The organism is Paenibacillus sp. JQZ6Y-1, from assembly GCF_040719145.1.
Lineage (GTDB): Bacteria > Bacillota > Bacilli > Paenibacillales > Paenibacillaceae > Saccharibacillus > Saccharibacillus kandeliae.
The window spans coordinates 216,482-235,217 of sequence record NZ_JBFDUZ010000005.1 but is presented as its reverse complement, the minus strand read 5'-3'; the positions used below and the strand labels follow the sequence as shown (position 1 = coordinate 235,217).

Sequence of the window (18,736 nt, the reverse complement as noted above, 5' to 3'; positions counted from 1 at the left end):
TGAAGGGCAAAGGAAATAGGCATACAAGTAGAAACGGTATAAGTGCACAAAGGAGTATGCGTTTTGGTCAATATTGTTATCATGGCAATCAAAATCGCTATGCTAAACTAGCCATAGCCATAGCCATAGCCATAGCCATAGCCGCAGCCGTAGTCAAGGCGATGACTGGACGCAAATAGAGAACGAACGGGATTGAAGAGAGAATCAATACATACTGAATAGAGCTATACCCTTTGTTTGCATCTCATTTGTGGAAGATTACATGAACGCAGTAACAAGTCATATGCAGGCAACGATAGATGAGAAGCATAGTCTACCATTTCAACGATGAGGTGAATATATGACACAGTTAACGATTGTGATACAGGATCAGCATGGTAACGTAAAGGCGGAGCAACAGAATCAAGGCGAGGTGAATCTGGTCTATGCGGCGGCTTACGAGCCGGGTGATGTGATTGTACTGCGTAGTAACGATACGCCGGTATTTCTGCGCATTTCATTGGATGAAGCGCTGGGCAAGGAGCTGGTCTATATGACCGGACAGGAGTATACACTGCCCATTCCATTTGGTGAAAAGAAATCGTCCTACTCTCCTCAGACGTTTATCGGTGAGCTGCATGCGCTGCGTGCACGCGTGGCTAAGCAGCGAGAGGTACAGGCTTACCGCAATCTGGCACGCAATGTGTACGATCATCATGGGAATGATTCGCTATTCCCACATGCGCACGCTAATGTAGAAACGCGCGGCGAAGCAGTATTTGCAGCAAGGAATGCGATTAATGGAAATACGATTACCTTTTCGCATGGAGAATGGCCATTTGAGTCGTGGGGAATCAATCAAAATCTGGATGCGGCGTTTACACTGGAATTTGGACGCACGGTGCAGATTGAGGAAATCGTGCTGTATTTGCGGGCAGACTTTCCGCATGATAGCTACTGGCAGCAGGTGACATTGGAATACTCCGACGGCACGCGTCAGGTGGTGGGGTTGGAGAAGTCAGATAAAGGGCAGACGATAGAGGTTGGCGGCAAGCAGGTAGAGTGGGTAAAGCTGCACGAGCTGATTCAGGCGGACGATCCGTCGCCGTTTCCAGCGCTGACGCAGTTTGAGGTGTATGGAACGGAGAAGTAGATGTTAGGTCTGTTTCTTTCGATAACAAGCGAATCATAGAGGACGACGCATACCAATAAATGATAAGCACAACAGACGATGGGTAAAATGGCTCTACCGATGGGATGATCGCCGATTCAGGTGATCATCCCTTTTATTGCCTAGCTCCTTGCTACTTGTACATCAATAAAGGACTGAAAAACCGTCTGCAATGTAATGTCATAACCAGCTTATGTCTATTGTGAGCTAGGGTTGTATCCCCTCGACTGTGCAGTTGTAGATGAATTTCCAGATTCTATGTATTGGCTCTATATGCCCTTCAAACTGCTTGCATAAAAACACAAAATGTTGCAATCTTCCCATGTCCTCTGCTTCTGCCGTCTGCTATAGTGATCACAGCAAATATGTAAGCGCTTTACAAAAAGTGGGATTTGCATGTGGGTATTCGGTTTTGAAAGGGGATAAACAGAATGAGAAGCAAGAAACGGGTGTCGTTGTTAATGCTGGCAGTGGTGATGGTGCTAGGCATGTTGCCGATACAGGCGCCGCTGGCGCATGCAGCGAATGATGAGGATATTCCGCTGAACAATGCGGGATTTGAAAGTGACTGGTGGAGTGACGGGTCTTGGAAAGTAGAGCCTTCGGATTGGGATCAGGTGAGCATCGAACGATATGCCTACGCCAACGATCCTTTTATTACACCATCTGAGGACACGTACGCATTCAAATATTGGATCAAAGATACAGCCAGCGTACAACAACAGATTACGCTCAGTCAGAACGTATCGTCTCTGCCTGCGGGCAGCTATGAGCTGACTGTACAATCCATGGGTGGCAGCGGCGCTGAATCGGGGCATGTACAGGTATTCGCAGATACCAACCAAGGCACTGAAGTGGCGACGACTGGCTACAACCAATGGGGTACGGTGAAGCTGCAATTTGTGCTAACGCAGCCGACGAATCAGGTGCAGATTGGCGCTCATATTCGCGGAATGGCTAACGGCTGGGGCTATCTGGACAGCTTTAAGCTAAAACGCACGGGTTCGGATACAAGCCAGCCGGTATCCTCGGATATTTTTGTGAAAAAGGTCGAGGGATTAAGCCCAGATTTTATCAAGGGTGTCGATGTGTCGAGTATTATCTCGCTGGAACAGAGCGGGGTGAAATTCTACGATGAGCAGGGACAGGTGCAGGATCTATTCACGACATTGCATCAGTCTGGCGTGAATTATATTCGGGTGCGTGTCTGGGATAATCCTTACACCGCAGATGGTAAGGGCTACGGCGGGGGCGATAACGATCTTGCTAAAGCGATTGCGATTGGCAAACGTGCCACTGCCAATGGGATGAAGCTACTGGTCGATTTCCATTATTCCGATTTCTGGGCAGATCCGGGCAAGCAGCATGTACCGAAAGCATGGGCTAGCCTGAATCTGGAGCAAAAGCAGCAAGCGGTATATGACTATACCAAGTCCAGCTTGCAACAGATTGTAGATGCGGGCGTGGACGTAGGCATGGTGCAAGTCGGTAACGAGACGAATCAATCGTTTATCGGGGAAACGAATTGGAGTAGCATCAGCAAGCTGTTTAACAAAGGCAGTCAAGCGATTCGTGAGATCAATCCCAATATCCTGATCGCTCTGCATTTTACGAATCCAGAGACGCCGGGACGATATGCGGCGTATGCGAAGGCACTGGCGGATAACCATGTCGATTACGATGTGTTTGCCAGTTCGTATTATCCGTTTTGGCATGGTACATTGAGCAATCTGACCTCTGTACTCAAGCAGGTCGCCGATACGTATGGCAAAAAGGTCATGGTCGCGGAAACATCCTATACGTACACTTCGCAGGATGGCGACGGGCATGAAAATACCGCACCACGCAGCTCCGGTCAGACGCTGGATTATCCGGTTAGCGTGCAGGGACAAGCAACGTCTGTGCGCAATGTAATTCAGGCGGTATCGGATGTAGGTGCGGCGGGAATTGGTATGTTTTACTGGGAACCGGCATGGCTACCAGTCGGTCCGGCAAGTGAGCTAGCGCATAACAAAGAGCTGTGGGAAACGTACGGCTCCGGTTGGGCATCCAGCTATGCGGGCGAATATGATCCTGACGATGCAGGCAAATGGTATGGCGGCAGCGCAGTCGACAACCAAGCGTTGTTCGATTTTACCGGTCATCCGTTGTCATCCTTGAATGTGTTCAACTACGTCAATACTGGTGCAGTAGCGCCATTGAAGGTGGATGGAGTACAGCCGGTATCCATTACGGTTAACGCGGGTGATGTGATCCAGTTGCCGCAAACGGTGAGTGTCACATATAACGATGGCAGCACTGGCACGGTGGATGTGAGCTGGGATGAGCAAGCCTTGCAGCAGGCGATTGCCAAAGGTGCAGGCAGCTATATCATCACAGGCAAAACGCAAGGCGATCACGAGGCGCAGGTCAACCTATCCATTCGCAAGCCGAATCTGCTGCAAAATGGCAGTTTTGAGAATAGCGACCGCAGCATGTGGCATATTACGTATGGTGCGGGATTGAGCCCGCATACGGATTACCAGAACAAAGCGTCCGATGCCAAGTCGGGTGACTATTCGCTGCATTTCTACAACGGCGATCCGGTTAATTTTACGGTGGAGCAACAGGTATATGGATTGCAGCCGGGCTATTACGATCTATCTATGAATATTCAGGGCGGCAACGCCAATAACGCGAATATGAAGCTGTATGCGGTGAGCAACGGACAGGAGAAAGAGACACCGACCAGCGTGAATGGTTGGGTACAATGGAGCCAGCCTGTCATCCATGATGTGTATGTGGCAGACGGCGCACTGACTATTGGTGCTTCTGTTCAAGCAGATGGCGGCGCATGGGGAACGCTGGACGATTTCTATCTGACCTTTGTACGCGGTGTGGATGATTCGACGCCGACACCAGAGCCTACCCCAGAACCCGTACCGACTCCACAACCAACACCGGAGCCTGTGCCAACACCGCAGCCGACTCCTGAACCTGTACCAACGCCTGTACCGGGCAACAATTCCGGTTCTGGCAGTTCATCCGGTGGTGGGGGAAGTAGCTCTACCGGTCAGAGCCAGAGTATTCAGGTACAGGCAGATGTGCCAAATGGCGGTTCTTCCGCCGCCTTTACCGTGCAACGTACCACGCGTACAGACGGTTGGAAAAAGGATACACTCAACTACAGTGCAACTCAAGCGCGTACGGCGTTGGACAATGTGAAGGCAGCGGGTGGCGGCAATGTACGCCTTGTTTTGCCAGATCAGAACGACGAGGTGGCAGAACTGAATTTCAGCCTGCCAACCGACGCGGCTAAAACGCTAGCAACCGGAGACGCTGGATTGGAGCTGCAAACGAATCATCTCTCTCTGACTCTGCCTGCAAACACGCTGTCGTCGATGAATGGAGCGAGCCAGTTTACCATTCTGCCAGCCAAAGGGGCTGCTGCGCTGGACGCCATTGCTCGCCGCGCTCAGCAGGATGATATGGTACAGCAAGCAGCCAATCAGGGTGCTGTTGAGATCATTGGCACACCAGTAACGATTGATACCAATGTACAAGGTCAGCCTGTGCAAGTATCGCTGCCGTTACCAGCTGGAGCAATACCGTCAGGTGCTGCGGAGCGACAGACGTTTCTGGATCGTTTGGCAATATATGTAGAGCATAGCGATGGAAGCAAAGAGCTGATCACGCCAACTGTACAATGGAAGGGCGATCAGCCGTCGGCGCTGCAATTTACAGTGAGCAAATTCAGTACCTTTACCATTCTACATTCGGAACAGAAATGGAATGCAGCTAAGACGACAACGGACAGCAACGATGCAACAGGTGATATTAAGCAGCATGCCGCTTATATGCAGGGATACCCGGATGGGACCTTCCGCCCGACGCATACGGTAACACGCGCCGAGCTGGCGATGATGCTGAATCGTCTCGCAGCAGTACCATCGGCAACAGACACGACGGTACAGAGTGCATTGGACAAGAAAGATGATGTAGCTGCTCAACCGAATAGAGCTACTCAACTGAATAGTATACCAAGTACAAGCACGAACTTCTCTCCATCCACCGCAGTTGGAATGTACAGCGATGTACCGACTGACAACTGGGCAGCTCAAGCGATTGTGGCAGCCACCTCATCCGGTTGGATGACAGGTTATAGCGATCATACCTTTGCTCCGCAGCGCGCCATTACGCGCGCCGAAATGGCAACGGTGCTGGCGCGCTGGATGAAGGATAGTCATGCAGCTGGAGGTGGAGCTACTACTTCTTCCCATAATATTCCGGCGGCATTTAAGGACACTGCTGGGCATTGGGCGGCAGCAGATATTGCATCCGTGCAGCAGGCAGGCTATATGCAGGGACAACCGGATGGCAGCTTTGCACCGGATCGTACACTGACTCGTGCGGAAGCCGTAACCTTGTTTAACCGTGTGCTTGGAATGGATGTTGCAACCGATAGCAACCGTACAGAGACAACGTCCGCATGGTCGGATGTACCGTCTACGTACTGGGCAGCACGCGATATTGCAGCAGCGACTGCCGGAAAATAATCAGATGCACAAGCAGAACGTTTCGGTCTACGGATCGGAGCGTTCTTTTTCTTTCAATAATCTTTTTTAAATATCTTTCTTTACCGATCGTTCTCAATATGATATGCTGAGTGCATCATTTACTGGATGACGAGAAGACGAGATACAGGTGAGTGCTCCTTGAAGTGGGGAAAGGCTAATTAAGGATTTGTAGATATCTTCACCTAAATAAGAACGATCATTCTCATTCGATGATGTATAGGAAAAGACAGCAAGGAGGAATGAAGATGGCGCGGAGTAAGGAGTTTGATGACCAAGTCGTACTGGATCGTGCGATGAAGCTATTTTGGCAGCAGGGTTATGAGAAGACGTCTATGAATGATCTGACCGAGCATATGGGCATTCATCGCCGCAGTTTATACGATACATTTACCGACAAGCATACTCTATTCTTACTGGCATTGGAGAAGTTCGGCGTACAGAATGGCAATCGTGGACAGGCAGCTATTGCGCAGGCAAAAACGGCGCGTGAAGCGTTGGAAATGATATTTGGCTATGTAATTGAGGGCATTGAAGATCTGCCTGCGGGCTGTCTGCTGGTTAACTCAGCAGTAGAACTGGCGGCGCGGGATCAGAAAGTCGATCATATGGCAGTTGCCGCTTTTGAGAAAACAGAGGAGATGATCGCTGGCATCATCCGTCATGGTCAGCAGACAGGCGAATATAGCAGCACACTGGATGCAGAGCAGATGGCGGCGTATTTACACAATGCACTGATTGGCTTGCGTGTACTCGTGCGCACGTCAACAGATACGTCCAAATTGCGAGAGATTATGGAGATGAATTTGCGGTTGCTGGAAGGCTGATGCTGCCAGATGCAGCAACCAAACATTCATATCAACAAGGTGTATACGGCTCAAGCTACATACCAATCACACCTATCAAGCAGGATATGTACCAAGCATTCAAAATAAATACAAAATAAAAAACAAAATTTTTTACCTTATTGAGAATGATCGTTCTCAATAGTCGTTATATCCGTTATCACTGTGTACATAGTCATTCATGCTGCTAGTTGGAGAGCACTTTCTGGCAGCTCATTCAGATTTAGAGGAGGAACATAATCATGACGCAATCCATCGCTTTGGTTACAGGTGCAAGTAAAGGAATCGGTTTGGAAATTGTACGCCAGCTAGGTAAGCAACATATTAAGGTGCTGCTGGCAGCACGGTCGCTAGAGCAAGCACAGGAAGCGGCGACTCAATTGGTGCAGGAAGGACTAGACGTGGAGGCTGTACAGCTGGAAGTGACCAATCCACAGCATATTGAGGCGCTTGTTCAACATATTCAAAGTAGCTACGGCAAGCTGGATATTCTGATCAATAATGCTGGCGTATTGTTGGAAAGAGGGGATTATGAAGGAGATGCCTTCCGTGATACGCTGGAAGTGAATACAATCGCTCCCTTTTATCTGACGGAAGCATTGTTGCCGCTGCTATTGCAAAGCCCTGCTGGGCGCATTGTGAATCAGAGCAGCGCGATTGGCTCCATATATCTGCAATTGAACGAACCTCTTGTGAAGCAGTTGGCAAAGCCCGGTTATGCAGTATCCAAGGCGGCGCTGAATATGCTGACGGCGTACTGGTCGCAAACCTACAGCAATACTCCGCTCAAGGTCAATTCCGTTCATCCCGGTCTGGTGAAAACACAGATGGGCGGTGAAGAAGCGCCTGTATCGATTGAGGATGGAGCGAGAACGGCAGTTCATTTTGCTACATTGCCGTCTGACGGACCAACCGGAACGTTTTATCATATGGATGAGCAATTGCCTTGGTAATGCTGCTCTGTCCATTTTGCATCACTTACGTAGGCGCGTTATGCTATATCCATCCAAAGGGAAATCGATCTACCTAGAGAAGGAGTCATAACCGATGCGTTTAACGGAAAAGGAAAAAGCCCAACGCGGCTTACTCTACGACAATAACAATGATCCCCAGCTGGTGGCAGAGCGTCAGCAGGCGAAGGAGCAATGCTACGATTACAACCAGCTTCGCCCGTCGATGGTCAAGGAACGCGAAGACATCATTCGGCAATTATTTGCTCAGACGGGTGATACGTTTTGGATTGAGCAGCCCTTTTATTGCGATCAGGGCTATAACATTACCATCGGCGATCACTTTTACTGCAATCACAATACAGTTATGCTGGATGCTGCTCCGATTACGTTTGGCGATTATGTGTTTATCGCTCCGAACTGCGGATTTTATACAGCAGGGCATCCGTTGGATGCGGAGCAGCGCAATCAGGGATTGGAGATTGCTTATCCGATTCATGTAGGCAACAATGTATGGATTGGCGGTGGCGTGTCTGTATTGCCGGGTGTCACGATTGGAGATAACTCCGTTATTGGCGCAGGCAGTGTGGTCACCAAGGATATTCCGCCCGGTGTGATCGCCGCAGGCAATCCTTGCCGAGTGATTCGCGACATAACGGAAGCGGATCGGGATAAATATCCAAGAGTCTAACGGCTAAAGACGAATAAAAGCAGAGTAACGGTTTACAAGTCGTATGGGGGATAGTAGGAAGGCAAACGACGATGGAAGGTCGGTGCAGATACGATGGGTATGATGCCGCTCATGATGTCATCTACACCGCGATGTGCTCCATCGCTTGAAGGGTTATCTATTTGCCACGTACAATCTACCGTTCCACTGCTCCTTATTTACAATGAGCTTATCTTTATAACGATCACGATTCATACAAAAAAAGCGCAGCGGACGGATAATGAATCTCCGTCTACCGCGCTTCTTTCCTACCATACGACTGCATGTTATTTCCAATATCCATCCTTATTCCGGTTTGTCCGTATCATCGGCTAGCGCTTCAAATTCAGCGATATAGCGCGTATATTCATCCTCATCCGGTGCAAAGATGCGCCGATCATGCTCGGACAATTCTGCTCCGGTAATAAGTGGCGACAAGTCTTCTACCACATACGCCAGATTGTCGTCTGGGTTGGGCAAGTAGTGCATAATCTCCGACATTTGATGATGACTATCCAGCGCATACGTCAAAATATGAAATTCATTAATATGCGAAAAGAAGTCTGTTGCTGGCGACCGTTGATTCTGTTCCAGTCCAAAATCAAATTCTCCCTGCTGCATCTCTTCTTCAAACACAAAGGAAGGCTCTTTGTAGTCATCCGAGAAAATAATATGCTGATTGAGTCGCGACAGCTCATGCAAATACGTACGCTGAGACGAGGACGGAATCAGTGGATTGGGCAAGCGGCTCTGCGTGAATCCGGTCGGTAGAAAATAAGCCGCATCCTTGATCACAAACATCAGCTTGTCGTCATCATGGATAAACTGCAAATAGTCCCACGTCATGCCCGCTTTGGCTCGTTTGAAATGAAAGCCGAAGGAACGCGCACGCTCCGCTACTTTATGCTCAATACAATTGCCTTTGGTCCAAGCGAACGCCGAGCTGATCACCATGCTGTTCCGGTATTTTTTACGAATCTCGATATAGTCGCGGTACCCTTCCACAATGGCATCCACGATCATCTGGGCATACCGAGGGTTCAATCGATAAGGGTTCATGCCTTGCTCCATAAGGATCACTCCGTTCGTCAGAATGAATGCAACCATATATATAGTGTAACGGGAATTGAACGCCGCGAGAATGATTTTATTTTACAAAAGAAAGAGAACTGTCCATAGCTATGCAATGAAAAAATGGAGTTGCGCTATAACATTCCCGAAAACCCCTTTAAATGTACCATCTCTACATGTAAGATAATGTAAAATTAAATCGCAACACTAGATACCTCTTGTCGCTATCTGTCCGTGCTCTGTAATGCTTAAAGCCCACTCGCTCTCATGCTCAAGCTACGCTTCCTGCTGCTTTTGCACACGTTATCATCGCAGTCTATAGTATCCTCTTCCTACTATTCATCTTACTATTCCGTATACTTCAAAATGTAAGCGCTACAAAAATATTGCTAGCATATTCATTATGTTGTAATCCATAGGGATGCTAGCGATAGTACTACATCATTTGGAGGGATTGTATCGTGAAAAAATCATCTTCTCGTCGTCCGCTTTCTATTCGTCAGACTTTAACTGTTCTGCTTGTGCTCGCTCTGGTCGTTACCAGTAATGTGTTTCCAGCACAGAAAAGTCATGCTGCCGCTATCGGAGTTACAGACAATGGCTCTAGCATCGTTGTTACGACAGGCGCTGGTCTTGTGTACACGGTCAACAAGGACAACGGCGATCTTACATCCAGCAAGTTAAACGGTACAGAGTTGAGCAGCTCTGGTAAAGGCTCGCATATTAGCTCTGGTCTCGGTTCGGGTGCAGAGGTAACATGGAACGCATCCCCATCTGGCTCGACGGTGCTGATCACCGCCAAAACTAGCACGCTGACTCATTATTACGCCTCGCGCAGTGGCGAGAATATCATTTATATGGCGACATACATAACAGCAGAGCCATCGGTGGGCGAGCTGCGCTATATTTTCCGTGGCAATGGCAATGTGCTGACTGGTGTGCCTGCCAATTCTAATAATCGTGGCAATACCGGCGCGATTGAAAGTCAGGATGTATTTGGATTCTCCAACGGGCAAACTGCCTCCAAATACTACGGCAATGATCAAGCGAAACATCTAACCGTGCGCGGCGTTACTGGAAGCAATGTCGGTGTATTCATGGCGTATGGCAATCGGGAAAAAAGCTCTGGTGGTCCCTTTTTCCGAGATATTCAATTTCAGAGCGGCGGCGATACTGAGGTGTACAACTACATGAACTCCGGTCATGAGCAGACAGAGAATTTCCGCATGGGTCTGCATGGACCGTATGCGCTCATCTTCACTACCGGTTCGACGCCGTCGGTACCGGATGTTAGCTGGATGGCGGGGCTAAATCTCACTGGTTGGGTAGCCAGTCGCGGTGCTGTTGTGCTGAATGGATTGTCGGGTATGGATAGCAATTATGCGTATACGGTCGGCTTTGCCAATAGTACGGCGCAATATTGGACAAGCGCTTCCTCCAGCGGAGCGGCTGTACGCCGCGATATGATTCCCGGCACGTATACGATGACGGTATACAAGGGCGAACTGGCGGTACACAGTGAGAGTGTCAATGTGACCGCAGGCGGCACGACGACGATCAATACGCGCACCATTAGCGCCGATCCATCGTCCAAATCGGCAATCTGGCGCATTGGTAACTGGGACGGCACACCGCTGGAATTTCTGAATGGACAGACAATCAGCGTCCGTCATCCGTCCGACAGCCGCAATCCAAGCTGGGGACCAGTGACATTTGCGACGGGGAGTGCGACCAACAAATTTCCAGCGATCCAGTTCCGTAATCAGAATTCGCCAACGACGATTACGTTCAATTTGACGGCTACACAGGCGGCTTCGCCGCATATACTGAATATAGGGATTACTGCTGCTTACATTAACGGTCGCCCAAGCGTATCCGTCAATGGCAATGCGTTGACCAATCCGGGCGCATCGACACAGCCGAACTCGCGCAGCTTTACAATTGGCACGTATCGTGGAAACAATCATACTTTTTCATGGACTATTCCAACGTCTTCGCTCAAATCCGGTGCTAATACGCTGACCATTACACCAATCAGCGGTTCTAGCGATCTTGGTACATGGTTAAGTGCAGGCTGGGTGTACGATGCGGTTGAGCTGTTGAATGGATAAGTGATGGTGAAACTGCTGAATGGATGGTGAGGGGATCGTCAGAATACTTCTAGCCAAGAGAGCATGCAGCAACCTCAAAGCGTAGTACCAACTCCAACAAATCGTAACAACCAAAAAGGATGTTCAGAACTCAAAAGGTTCACGTTCCGCTGCATAAGCTAGGCAGCAGAGACGTGAACCTTTTTCGATTGCAGTATTTATAGAGTGGTAGTATGTAGATGCAGCGATGACGTAGATTGCAATATCCTTAACTTGAGTAGAGTTGCATCCCATATCGTATCCATCTGCATCACATCGTAATGATATAAATTGGCTGTCCTATCATGTGATCTGACTCCATACGAAACTGTATCGGTATTGCCAGATTCGTTACTGCCGAATAACATCATCCGCATCGGTGGAGAAAGCGAGTTCCTTTTGCGCCTCCAATGCTTCTAGACGATCTAGTAAGGCTTTGCGGGTATATTCATACGAATCGCTACCCAGTGCCAGACGCAGCGGACCATTGCCCCGATCCACCGCCTGAATGATCTGTTGCGCCATTTTTACCGGATCGCCGACCACCATGCGATGGAAGGCATCCATATCAATGCCGGGCAGCTCGCCTTTCATCAGGCTGACGAATTGACCTGCTTCCTGATCGCGATACACATCCATCCGCTCGCCGAATACCGCATTGCCGGTAATAAAGCTGGTCCGAATGCCGCCCGGCTCCACCATCATCGTATGAATGTTGAACGGCGCCGCTTCCAGTGCCAGTGCTTCGATGGCAGCTTCAATCGCCCATTTGGACGCACAATATAGTCCCATTCCAGCTACCGAATAATGCCCCGCCATACTGGAAACTTGCACAATCTGTCCGCCGCCTTGTTGTCTGAGAAAAGGGAGTGCCGCTCGTGCTGCGCGCAGCGAGCCGAGTACATTCGTCTGGAACAGATGCTCGATCTGCTGATCTGTCGCTTCTTCAATCGCGCCATATAATCCGTAGGCGGCATTGTTGACGAATACATCGATTTGACCAAGTTCGGTAAAGGCGCGTTTTACCACGTCATTTATCTGTTCGGCATGCGTGAGATCCAGTTGAGCGATCCAGAGCTGGTCGCCGTATTGCTGCTTCCATTCGTCCAGTGCGCCTGGCTTGCGAATCGTTGCTGCTACACGGTCCCCGCGCTTTAGCAGTCGTTCGATCATGGGAGTAGCTAGACCTCCGGTTGCACCGGTAATAAACCATGTTTTCGCTGTGTTCGTCATCATATGCCTCCTGTTATGCTGTATTGGCTTATAGCATAACGGCTGAAACCCCCGCCAGCCACAGCATGCTTATACTGGTAATGGCATTAACAGGCTGGTGAGCAGAATGGAATACATAACATAGAGCAGGTGATGCAGGACAAGACACTATCCGCGATCCTGTGCCAGCAATTGTGCTAACTTAGGCGCCGTATCTGCGGATGGAACGAAGAAGCACCAATGCAGCCCCGGATCATTGTCGATGGAGGTAGCGGAGTGGATGTCAAACTCCATCGTTTGCCCATTGTCCAGCTGGTACGTGGCGGTGGCTACCTGCTTTTGCCGAATCTCAAAGCGATCCCATTGGGTGGCAAACTCCGGGCTGCCTGTATATAAACGGTTGAAGCGTTCCATATATAATGGCTCGTCACGGTACTTTTCAAAGCTGGCACGCATAATGCCTGCGCTATATCGGGCAAATTCATCCCAATTGAGCAGCTTGCGTCGATAGTCGGGATGCAGGAAAATCAGCTTCATCATATATCGCTCCGACGGCTCCATTTGACCAAAATCGGCAATTACCAGCTCCGCCGCTCGGTTCCAAACAATCACATCGGTCGCTTCATTGGTAATAAACGAAGGGTATTGTAATTGCTGCACCAGCTGCTGCATGACGTCGGTATTGCGTTCCGGCGGCCAGAGCAGACGCGAAGGATCGGTAGCCTCCCGTTGTACCAGACCCAGCATATATTGCCGTTCATCGTCGGTTAATTGCAGCGCCGATCCGATGCTGGTTAACACATCTGGCGATGGATTGGTTTCTTTGCCTTGCTCTAGCCACGTATAGTAGGTGACGCTCACATTGGCAAGATAGGCAACTTCTTCGCGCCGCAGTCCGGGTGTACGCCGTCTACCGGGCAGCGGCTGGATTCCAGCATCGGTAGGCTGAATACGCTCGCGACGGGAACGGATAAACTCGCCGAGTGCCGAGGAGGAACGCTGTAGTTTCATGAGGATACGTCCTTTCTGCTTAGGTTTTGGTTTGAGCAGATGGGAGTGGATGTCTGTTGTGTATGCTTATTGATTTGGCGGTTATAAGTAGCTTTGAAAAGTAGAGGAAGAGCTAAAGACAAACAAGGAGATGAATCGGCTTCGCGACAGTGATAGTTATAGTAGGTCTATATGGTATGTATTGTACTGCTTTTTTGATCTATACGGCAAAATGATGCTTGCTGTTGGGAGTATATTAAGTGTACAAGAGAATGATTTCAATATGAGCGCAATCGTTGCTGCAACATTGCCTGCCTTGGCTGAATCGAATTGGATACAAATTTTTCAATTGCTGCATCGCGGCTTCCTGACTATAGGTTAGATTGCGGAATAGCTAAATTTGCTGTAACTGAAAAATTCAAAACATTTGAATGCGTTTAACAAGGTTGATTTAGTGCAGATGCAGGGTGGTAATGCGATAGACAATCTGCCGGAAAGCCAGATTGAGACGATATTCCGTGACTATAAGAGCGTAACGAAACTGAGCAGTGGGGCATATTTCGACTTGATAAAAGGAGTGAGGAATGCATTAGAGATGGGTATGGAGCACGTCATCACACAGAAGTATGGCTTAGAGGGGCAATATGAGGCAAATATGAAAAATTTAATTTGAACATCTTATTTAATAATCAAAAATTAAATTATTAAATAAGATAATGGAGGATTAATAGAGAACACTTGTTCTTATTTATTTCTTTTGATATAATTAAGATGTAAACTTCTCTACAAATACATAGGAATTATTAGGAAGAATGTATATAATTATGAAAGGATAAGGTTATAACTTGTAGAGGAGAAACGAATTATGGAATCCAAGGGGAATCTCAATCAATTAATGAATAACCATGAGTCACAATATAGTGTAGAAGATGATTCTATTGAAAAAGATAATGTAATTCAATTAAAATTACCGAATGCAACTGAGATAACTACTTTTAGACACTCCCTTTATTTGTTGAAAAAAAGAAAAAGAGAATTAATGGTTATAATTAATAGACATAAAATTAATATTCCAACCGATTTTGACAGAGTTGGAGAACTTTTGAGCTTTTTAGTGAAAATATTCGAAGAGGGTCAAATTTCTATGAGTGCATTTCAAGATTTTAGGGAAGCGGCATTTGATCCAAATTTGCAATCAACTGATGGTTTCTTTTTGACTTTCATTCATGATTTTGGAAAAATTTCTGAGAATAAAATTTTATCATATATTGAAAGATGGAAGGAAGGTATACAGCAAAACGATAAGCCTTTAGAAAATAATTATCAAGTAGACGTAGAACTGCGATATTTTTCATCAGAACGTTGTCAATTCGTCTTTATCAAAAAAAATGAAAGATTGATTTATGATAATCAAAGTATGTTTAGCAAATCCTATTATGATATTCAAAAAGTAGTAGTAGAAATTTATTTTTTAGAACAAGTAATATATTTTCAAACTTCTAATTCTGTTAAATTTAATGCGATTCGGCCTCTAGTAGCCAGCTTTTTAAATTATATGACTGAGGATAAACATGTTGGAATCAAACTTTTATTTCCTAAAATGAGTCAGAGCCTTAATTTTGTAATTAGTGAAGACGGTAGAACAGCCACTGATTATACTAATATCAATCGGAATACAATCAAGCTGCTAGATTTATTTCTTGAAATAGAGAATTCTAATACATTTAGTAATTTCGAGTGTATTGATATTAAGTTTGACCATGAAGATACAACAAATAAATCAGACTTACATCATAGAATTGGTAGTCAGGCTTATGGATGTGATATAGGTGATCTTTTCAAAAAAGAAGAAATAAAACAGCACATTCTAAATAATCGAATGATTTTAGAAATTGAATTTAAAATCGAACATACCACTTTCAATGAATTAAATCATCCCAGAAAACATATTATTACTGCAGGTATAATTAATGATAAAAGTAAAATTAAGGGCATAAGAATTTATATTGATAATAGTGATTATTTGATTACACAAGTTGTGAAGGATGCTTATAATGATTTGAAAAATATGTTTATAACACATTTAAAAGATAGTGATCTTAAAAATGAGTCTAAATTGAAAGAAATGTTAGGTATTTAAAAGTAAAGTGGGAAAATACAATGTATGGATCACTAGTATTTTACATTGAAGAAAATAAATTGAATAAATCTAAACTTTTGGAATTTATAACAGATTTATTGGAATTTGAGAATCCTTTAATTTCTTCTTTTGATTTGCATACATGTAATTTGGTAAATCAACCTCAAATTATCTCAATCAAAGACACGAATTTTTTTTTGTTTAATTCTTTATTATGGATTGTTCCAAATGAAGGGCTACATTTAAGCTACAATCTACCTAGAAAACTTAAAGGCATTTTAGAACCTATAAATATTGTTGATAAGAAACTAATAAAGTTTTTCTTTGATAGTAAATTTAGTGATAATTTAATTGAAATGTATATTTCTGGAGATGAAGATTTTGAAGTTTTCGATCAAAAACTTATTTATGGAGAAGGACTTAATTTTACATTTGAATTTAAAAATGCTTTGAAAATGCCAGACATATCCTTTGAATATATAAAACTACAACCAGATATAAATAATTACGTTTTGACTTTTAGGAAAAACAATTTATTGCAATTTAGTAAAGATATAAGTAAAGAAGAATTTTTGGATTTAGCTAAGGCGTTTAATATTCTTTATGAGAGATATAGAAAGAAGGAGATAAAGAAAAATGAGAAAAATTTCAATCACGGTAACCAATGACCAACAATATCATATGAAGTTTTCTCCGCACTTAAAAGATCATCTATATGATGGGATATCGATAGACTTTTTTTTCGAGATAAATGTACATGATAGTGAAATGAAATATATAATTAATAATTTTGCTAAAAGTACTTCTTGGTTATTGCAGGAGAATAAGGACTACTTTGTAGACTTAGACGCACTTACTCAATCTTATCCATCTCTATTTTTAGACTCTCCAGATTGGTTGAAAGGAAAAATAGAAGTGAAACTAGAACATGATAGTGCGCTTCAAAGTGAAATGAGCATTATCAATTTTTCGGTAACTTATGAAGAGATTATTAACCTGTATCCACAGAAAATTTTTTTGAGCCATAAGGGCGCTAATAAAGACTTGGTCAGAAAATTTTACAAACTTTTGAAAGAAATGGGATTCGATCCTTGGATTGATGAAGAAGACATGGAGGCAGGAGTTAAACTGTATAGATCAATTCTTAAAGGGTTTAAAGATTCTTGTGCTGTTATTTTTTTCATTACACCTGAGTTCAAAGATGAAGATTATCTAGAAACTGAAGTGGATTATGCAATAAAACAAAAGCATGTTAAAAAGCAAAACTTCTCAATTATAACACTCCAATTTAAAGATCAAAATGGTAATAAGGGTAATGTTCCAGAACTGCTCCAAGATTTTGTATGGAAATCACCTGATTCAGAATTAGAAGCTTTTCAAGAGATCATAAAATCTTTACCTATTAAAGTAGGTACTCCAATTTGGAGGAAAATATAAAATTAGATTTTAATATAAAACTAGCCGAAAATTTTGCTTACTAATCGACTAGTTTTATATTAATTATTATTTGTTGTTTGTTTCTCCACGGCTCTCAATCACTTGTTGATACCAAGCAAACGAATCTTTCTTATACCGCTTCATCGACCCATTGCCCTCATTATCCCGATCTACATAAATCATTCCATACCGCTTCTTCATCTCGCCCGTCGTAAACGACACAATATCAATAATCCCCCATGGCGTATAGCCGATCAGATCCACGCCGTCCTCATTCACTGCTTGTTCCAGCGCTTCAATATGGGATTTCAAATATTCAATCCGCGCCGGATCATGGATGGAGCCGTCGTCTTCCAGTTGGTCAATCGCACCAAAGCCATTTTCCACGATAAACAATGGAATCTGGTAACGGTCATAAAAGCGATTCAGCGTGTAACGCAATCCAACGGGATCAATCGCCCAGCCCCAATCGCTCGATTGGATATACGGGTTGGCTATGCTGTTGGGCAATCCACCATTGACCACGTCGCCTGTATTATCGTTATGCACATCACTCTTCACCGTCGTAGACATGTAATAGCTAAAGCCGAGGTAATCGACTGTACCATTACGCAGAATCTCCTCATCGCCCGGCTCGAATACGATGTTGTAGCCCTCGCGTTCAAATTCCTTGAGCACATAATTTGGATAGTATCCGCGCACATGCACATCGGGGAAGAAGTAGCGTTCCCGCATCGCTTGTTCTGCTAGCATCACATCGTCTGGGTTGCAGGAGTACGGATAGATCGGTACATGGGACACCATGGCGCCAATTTGGAAATCAGGATTGATCTCTTTACCTTTGGCAACGGACAGTGCGCTCGCCAGCAGCTCATGATGTCCAGCTTGGTACATCACTTCGCGCGCATTTTCGCCTTCTTGTACCATTACGCCGGAATTGGTCCAGAGGAAGATCGGATTGTGAGCGTCCATTTTATTGTTGATTTCGTTAAAGGTCATCCAGTATTTCACTTTGTCCTTGTAGCGCTTGAAGCAGGTTTCGGCAAAGGTAACGAAGTATTCGATGACTTTGCGACTGCGAAAACCACCATATTCCCGTGCCAGATGCAGCGGCATTTCAAAATGCGACAGCGTGATCACTGGCTCAATGCCGTGCTTCAGCAGCTCGTCGAATACATTGTCGTAAAATTGCAGCCCTGCTTCATTTGGCGCATCCTCGTCACCCTGTGGAAAAATACGGCTCCAACCGATGGAGGTGCGCAGACATTTCAAGCCCATTTCGGCGAATAGCGCAATATCCTCCTTATAATGACCATGAAAGTCGATTGCTTCGTGGTTCGGGTAAAAGGTGTTTGGCTCGATGGTGTCGGTAATTCGGCGTGGTACACCGTGCGCACCAGCGGTCATTACGTCTACGACGCTCGGTCCTTTACCGTCGGCGTTCCAGCCGCCCTCGAATTGATGCGCCGCCAGTGCGCCGCCCCATAAAAAGTCTTTTGGTAGTTGTGTCATGATGATTTCCTCCTATAGTCCAATATGTTATTTGTCTG

The 18,736-nt window shown here is 45.7% G+C and carries 13 protein-coding genes; 9 read left to right on the top strand and 4 right to left on the bottom strand.

Going from position 1 to position 18,736, the window contains the following annotated elements; all coding sequences use genetic code 11:
* Positions 1 to 340 precede the first annotated feature (340 nt).
* The 5 genes from ABXR35_RS21060 (at position 341) to ABXR35_RS21040 (ending at position 8,189) form a co-directional block, all read left to right on the top strand.
* The gene (locus ABXR35_RS21060; protein ID WP_367064024.1) at positions 341 to 1,132 is read left to right on the top strand and encodes a carbohydrate-binding protein; all 792 of its coding nucleotides are present in this window, start codon (positions 341 to 343) and stop codon (positions 1,130 to 1,132) included.
* A gap of 449 nt (positions 1,133 to 1,581) precedes the next feature.
* Positions 1,582 to 5,685 carry a glycosyl hydrolase 53 family protein gene (locus ABXR35_RS21055; protein ID WP_367064023.1) on the top strand — a complete coding sequence of 1,368 codons (4,104 nt, stop codon included), beginning with the start codon at positions 1,582 to 1,584 and terminating at the stop codon, positions 5,683 to 5,685.
* A 266-nt stretch (positions 5,686 to 5,951) separates the two neighbouring features.
* Complete coding sequence (locus tag ABXR35_RS21050) at positions 5,952 to 6,530, top strand: TetR/AcrR family transcriptional regulator (RefSeq protein WP_367064022.1); 579 nt, start codon at positions 5,952 to 5,954, stop codon at positions 6,528 to 6,530.
* A 260-nt stretch (positions 6,531 to 6,790) separates the two neighbouring features.
* On the top strand, positions 6,791 to 7,501 hold the full coding sequence (locus ABXR35_RS21045; RefSeq protein ID WP_367064021.1) for an SDR family oxidoreductase: 711 nt from the start codon (positions 6,791 to 6,793) through the stop codon (positions 7,499 to 7,501).
* Positions 7,502 to 7,595: 94 nt separating this feature from the next.
* Positions 7,596 to 8,189 (top strand): sugar O-acetyltransferase, encoded by a 594-nt coding sequence (locus tag ABXR35_RS21040; protein ID WP_367064020.1) that lies wholly within the window; start codon positions 7,596 to 7,598, stop codon positions 8,187 to 8,189.
* Between the two features lie 324 nt (positions 8,190 to 8,513).
* Here ABXR35_RS21040 and ABXR35_RS21035 read toward each other — a convergent pair whose 3' ends face one another.
* Entirely contained in the window at positions 8,514 to 9,278 is a 765-nt protein-coding gene (locus tag ABXR35_RS21035; RefSeq protein ID WP_367064019.1) for a spr1630 family ClpXP-sensitive toxin, read from the bottom strand.
* A gap of 461 nt (positions 9,279 to 9,739) precedes the next feature.
* Here ABXR35_RS21035 and ABXR35_RS21030 point away from each other — a divergent pair, with 461 nt between their 5' ends.
* Positions 9,740 to 11,389, top strand: coding sequence for a rhamnogalacturonan lyase B N-terminal domain-containing protein (locus tag ABXR35_RS21030; protein ID WP_367064018.1), 1,650 nt, complete (start codon positions 9,740 to 9,742; stop codon positions 11,387 to 11,389).
* A 369-nt stretch (positions 11,390 to 11,758) separates the two neighbouring features.
* On the opposite strand, the gene ABXR35_RS21025 is transcribed toward ABXR35_RS21030, so the two are convergent.
* Positions 11,759 to 12,643 (bottom strand): SDR family oxidoreductase, encoded by an 885-nt coding sequence (locus ABXR35_RS21025; protein ID WP_367064017.1) that lies wholly within the window; start codon positions 12,641 to 12,643, stop codon positions 11,759 to 11,761.
* 144 nt (positions 12,644 to 12,787) lie between these two features.
* Positions 12,788 to 13,630 carry a helix-turn-helix transcriptional regulator gene (locus tag ABXR35_RS21020; RefSeq protein ID WP_367064016.1) on the bottom strand — a complete coding sequence of 281 codons (843 nt, stop codon included), beginning with the start codon at positions 13,628 to 13,630 and terminating at the stop codon, positions 12,788 to 12,790.
* Between the two features lie 844 nt (positions 13,631 to 14,474).
* Here ABXR35_RS21020 and ABXR35_RS21015 point away from each other — a divergent pair.
* From ABXR35_RS21015 to ABXR35_RS21005, 3 genes are read left to right on the top strand one after another with little or no spacing between them, the layout of a single operon-like run.
* On the top strand, positions 14,475 to 15,749 hold the full coding sequence (locus tag ABXR35_RS21015; protein ID WP_367064015.1) for a hypothetical protein: 1,275 nt from the start codon (positions 14,475 to 14,477) through the stop codon (positions 15,747 to 15,749).
* Between the two features lie 59 nt (positions 15,750 to 15,808).
* Positions 15,809 to 16,417, top strand: coding sequence for a hypothetical protein (locus ABXR35_RS21010; protein ID WP_367064014.1), 609 nt, complete (start codon positions 15,809 to 15,811; stop codon positions 16,415 to 16,417).
* Positions 16,386 to 17,186, top strand: a complete 801-nt coding sequence (locus ABXR35_RS21005; protein WP_367064013.1) for a toll/interleukin-1 receptor domain-containing protein — start codon at positions 16,386 to 16,388, stop codon at positions 17,184 to 17,186. Before ABXR35_RS21010 ends, ABXR35_RS21005 begins: the two co-directional genes overlap by 32 nt.
* Before the next feature lie 66 nt (positions 17,187 to 17,252).
* Here ABXR35_RS21005 and bglA read toward each other — a convergent pair whose 3' ends face one another.
* Entirely contained in the window at positions 17,253 to 18,698 is a 1,446-nt protein-coding gene (gene bglA, locus ABXR35_RS21000) for a 6-phospho-beta-glucosidase BglA (protein ID WP_367064012.1), read from the bottom strand.
* Positions 18,699 to 18,736 lie beyond the last annotated feature (38 nt).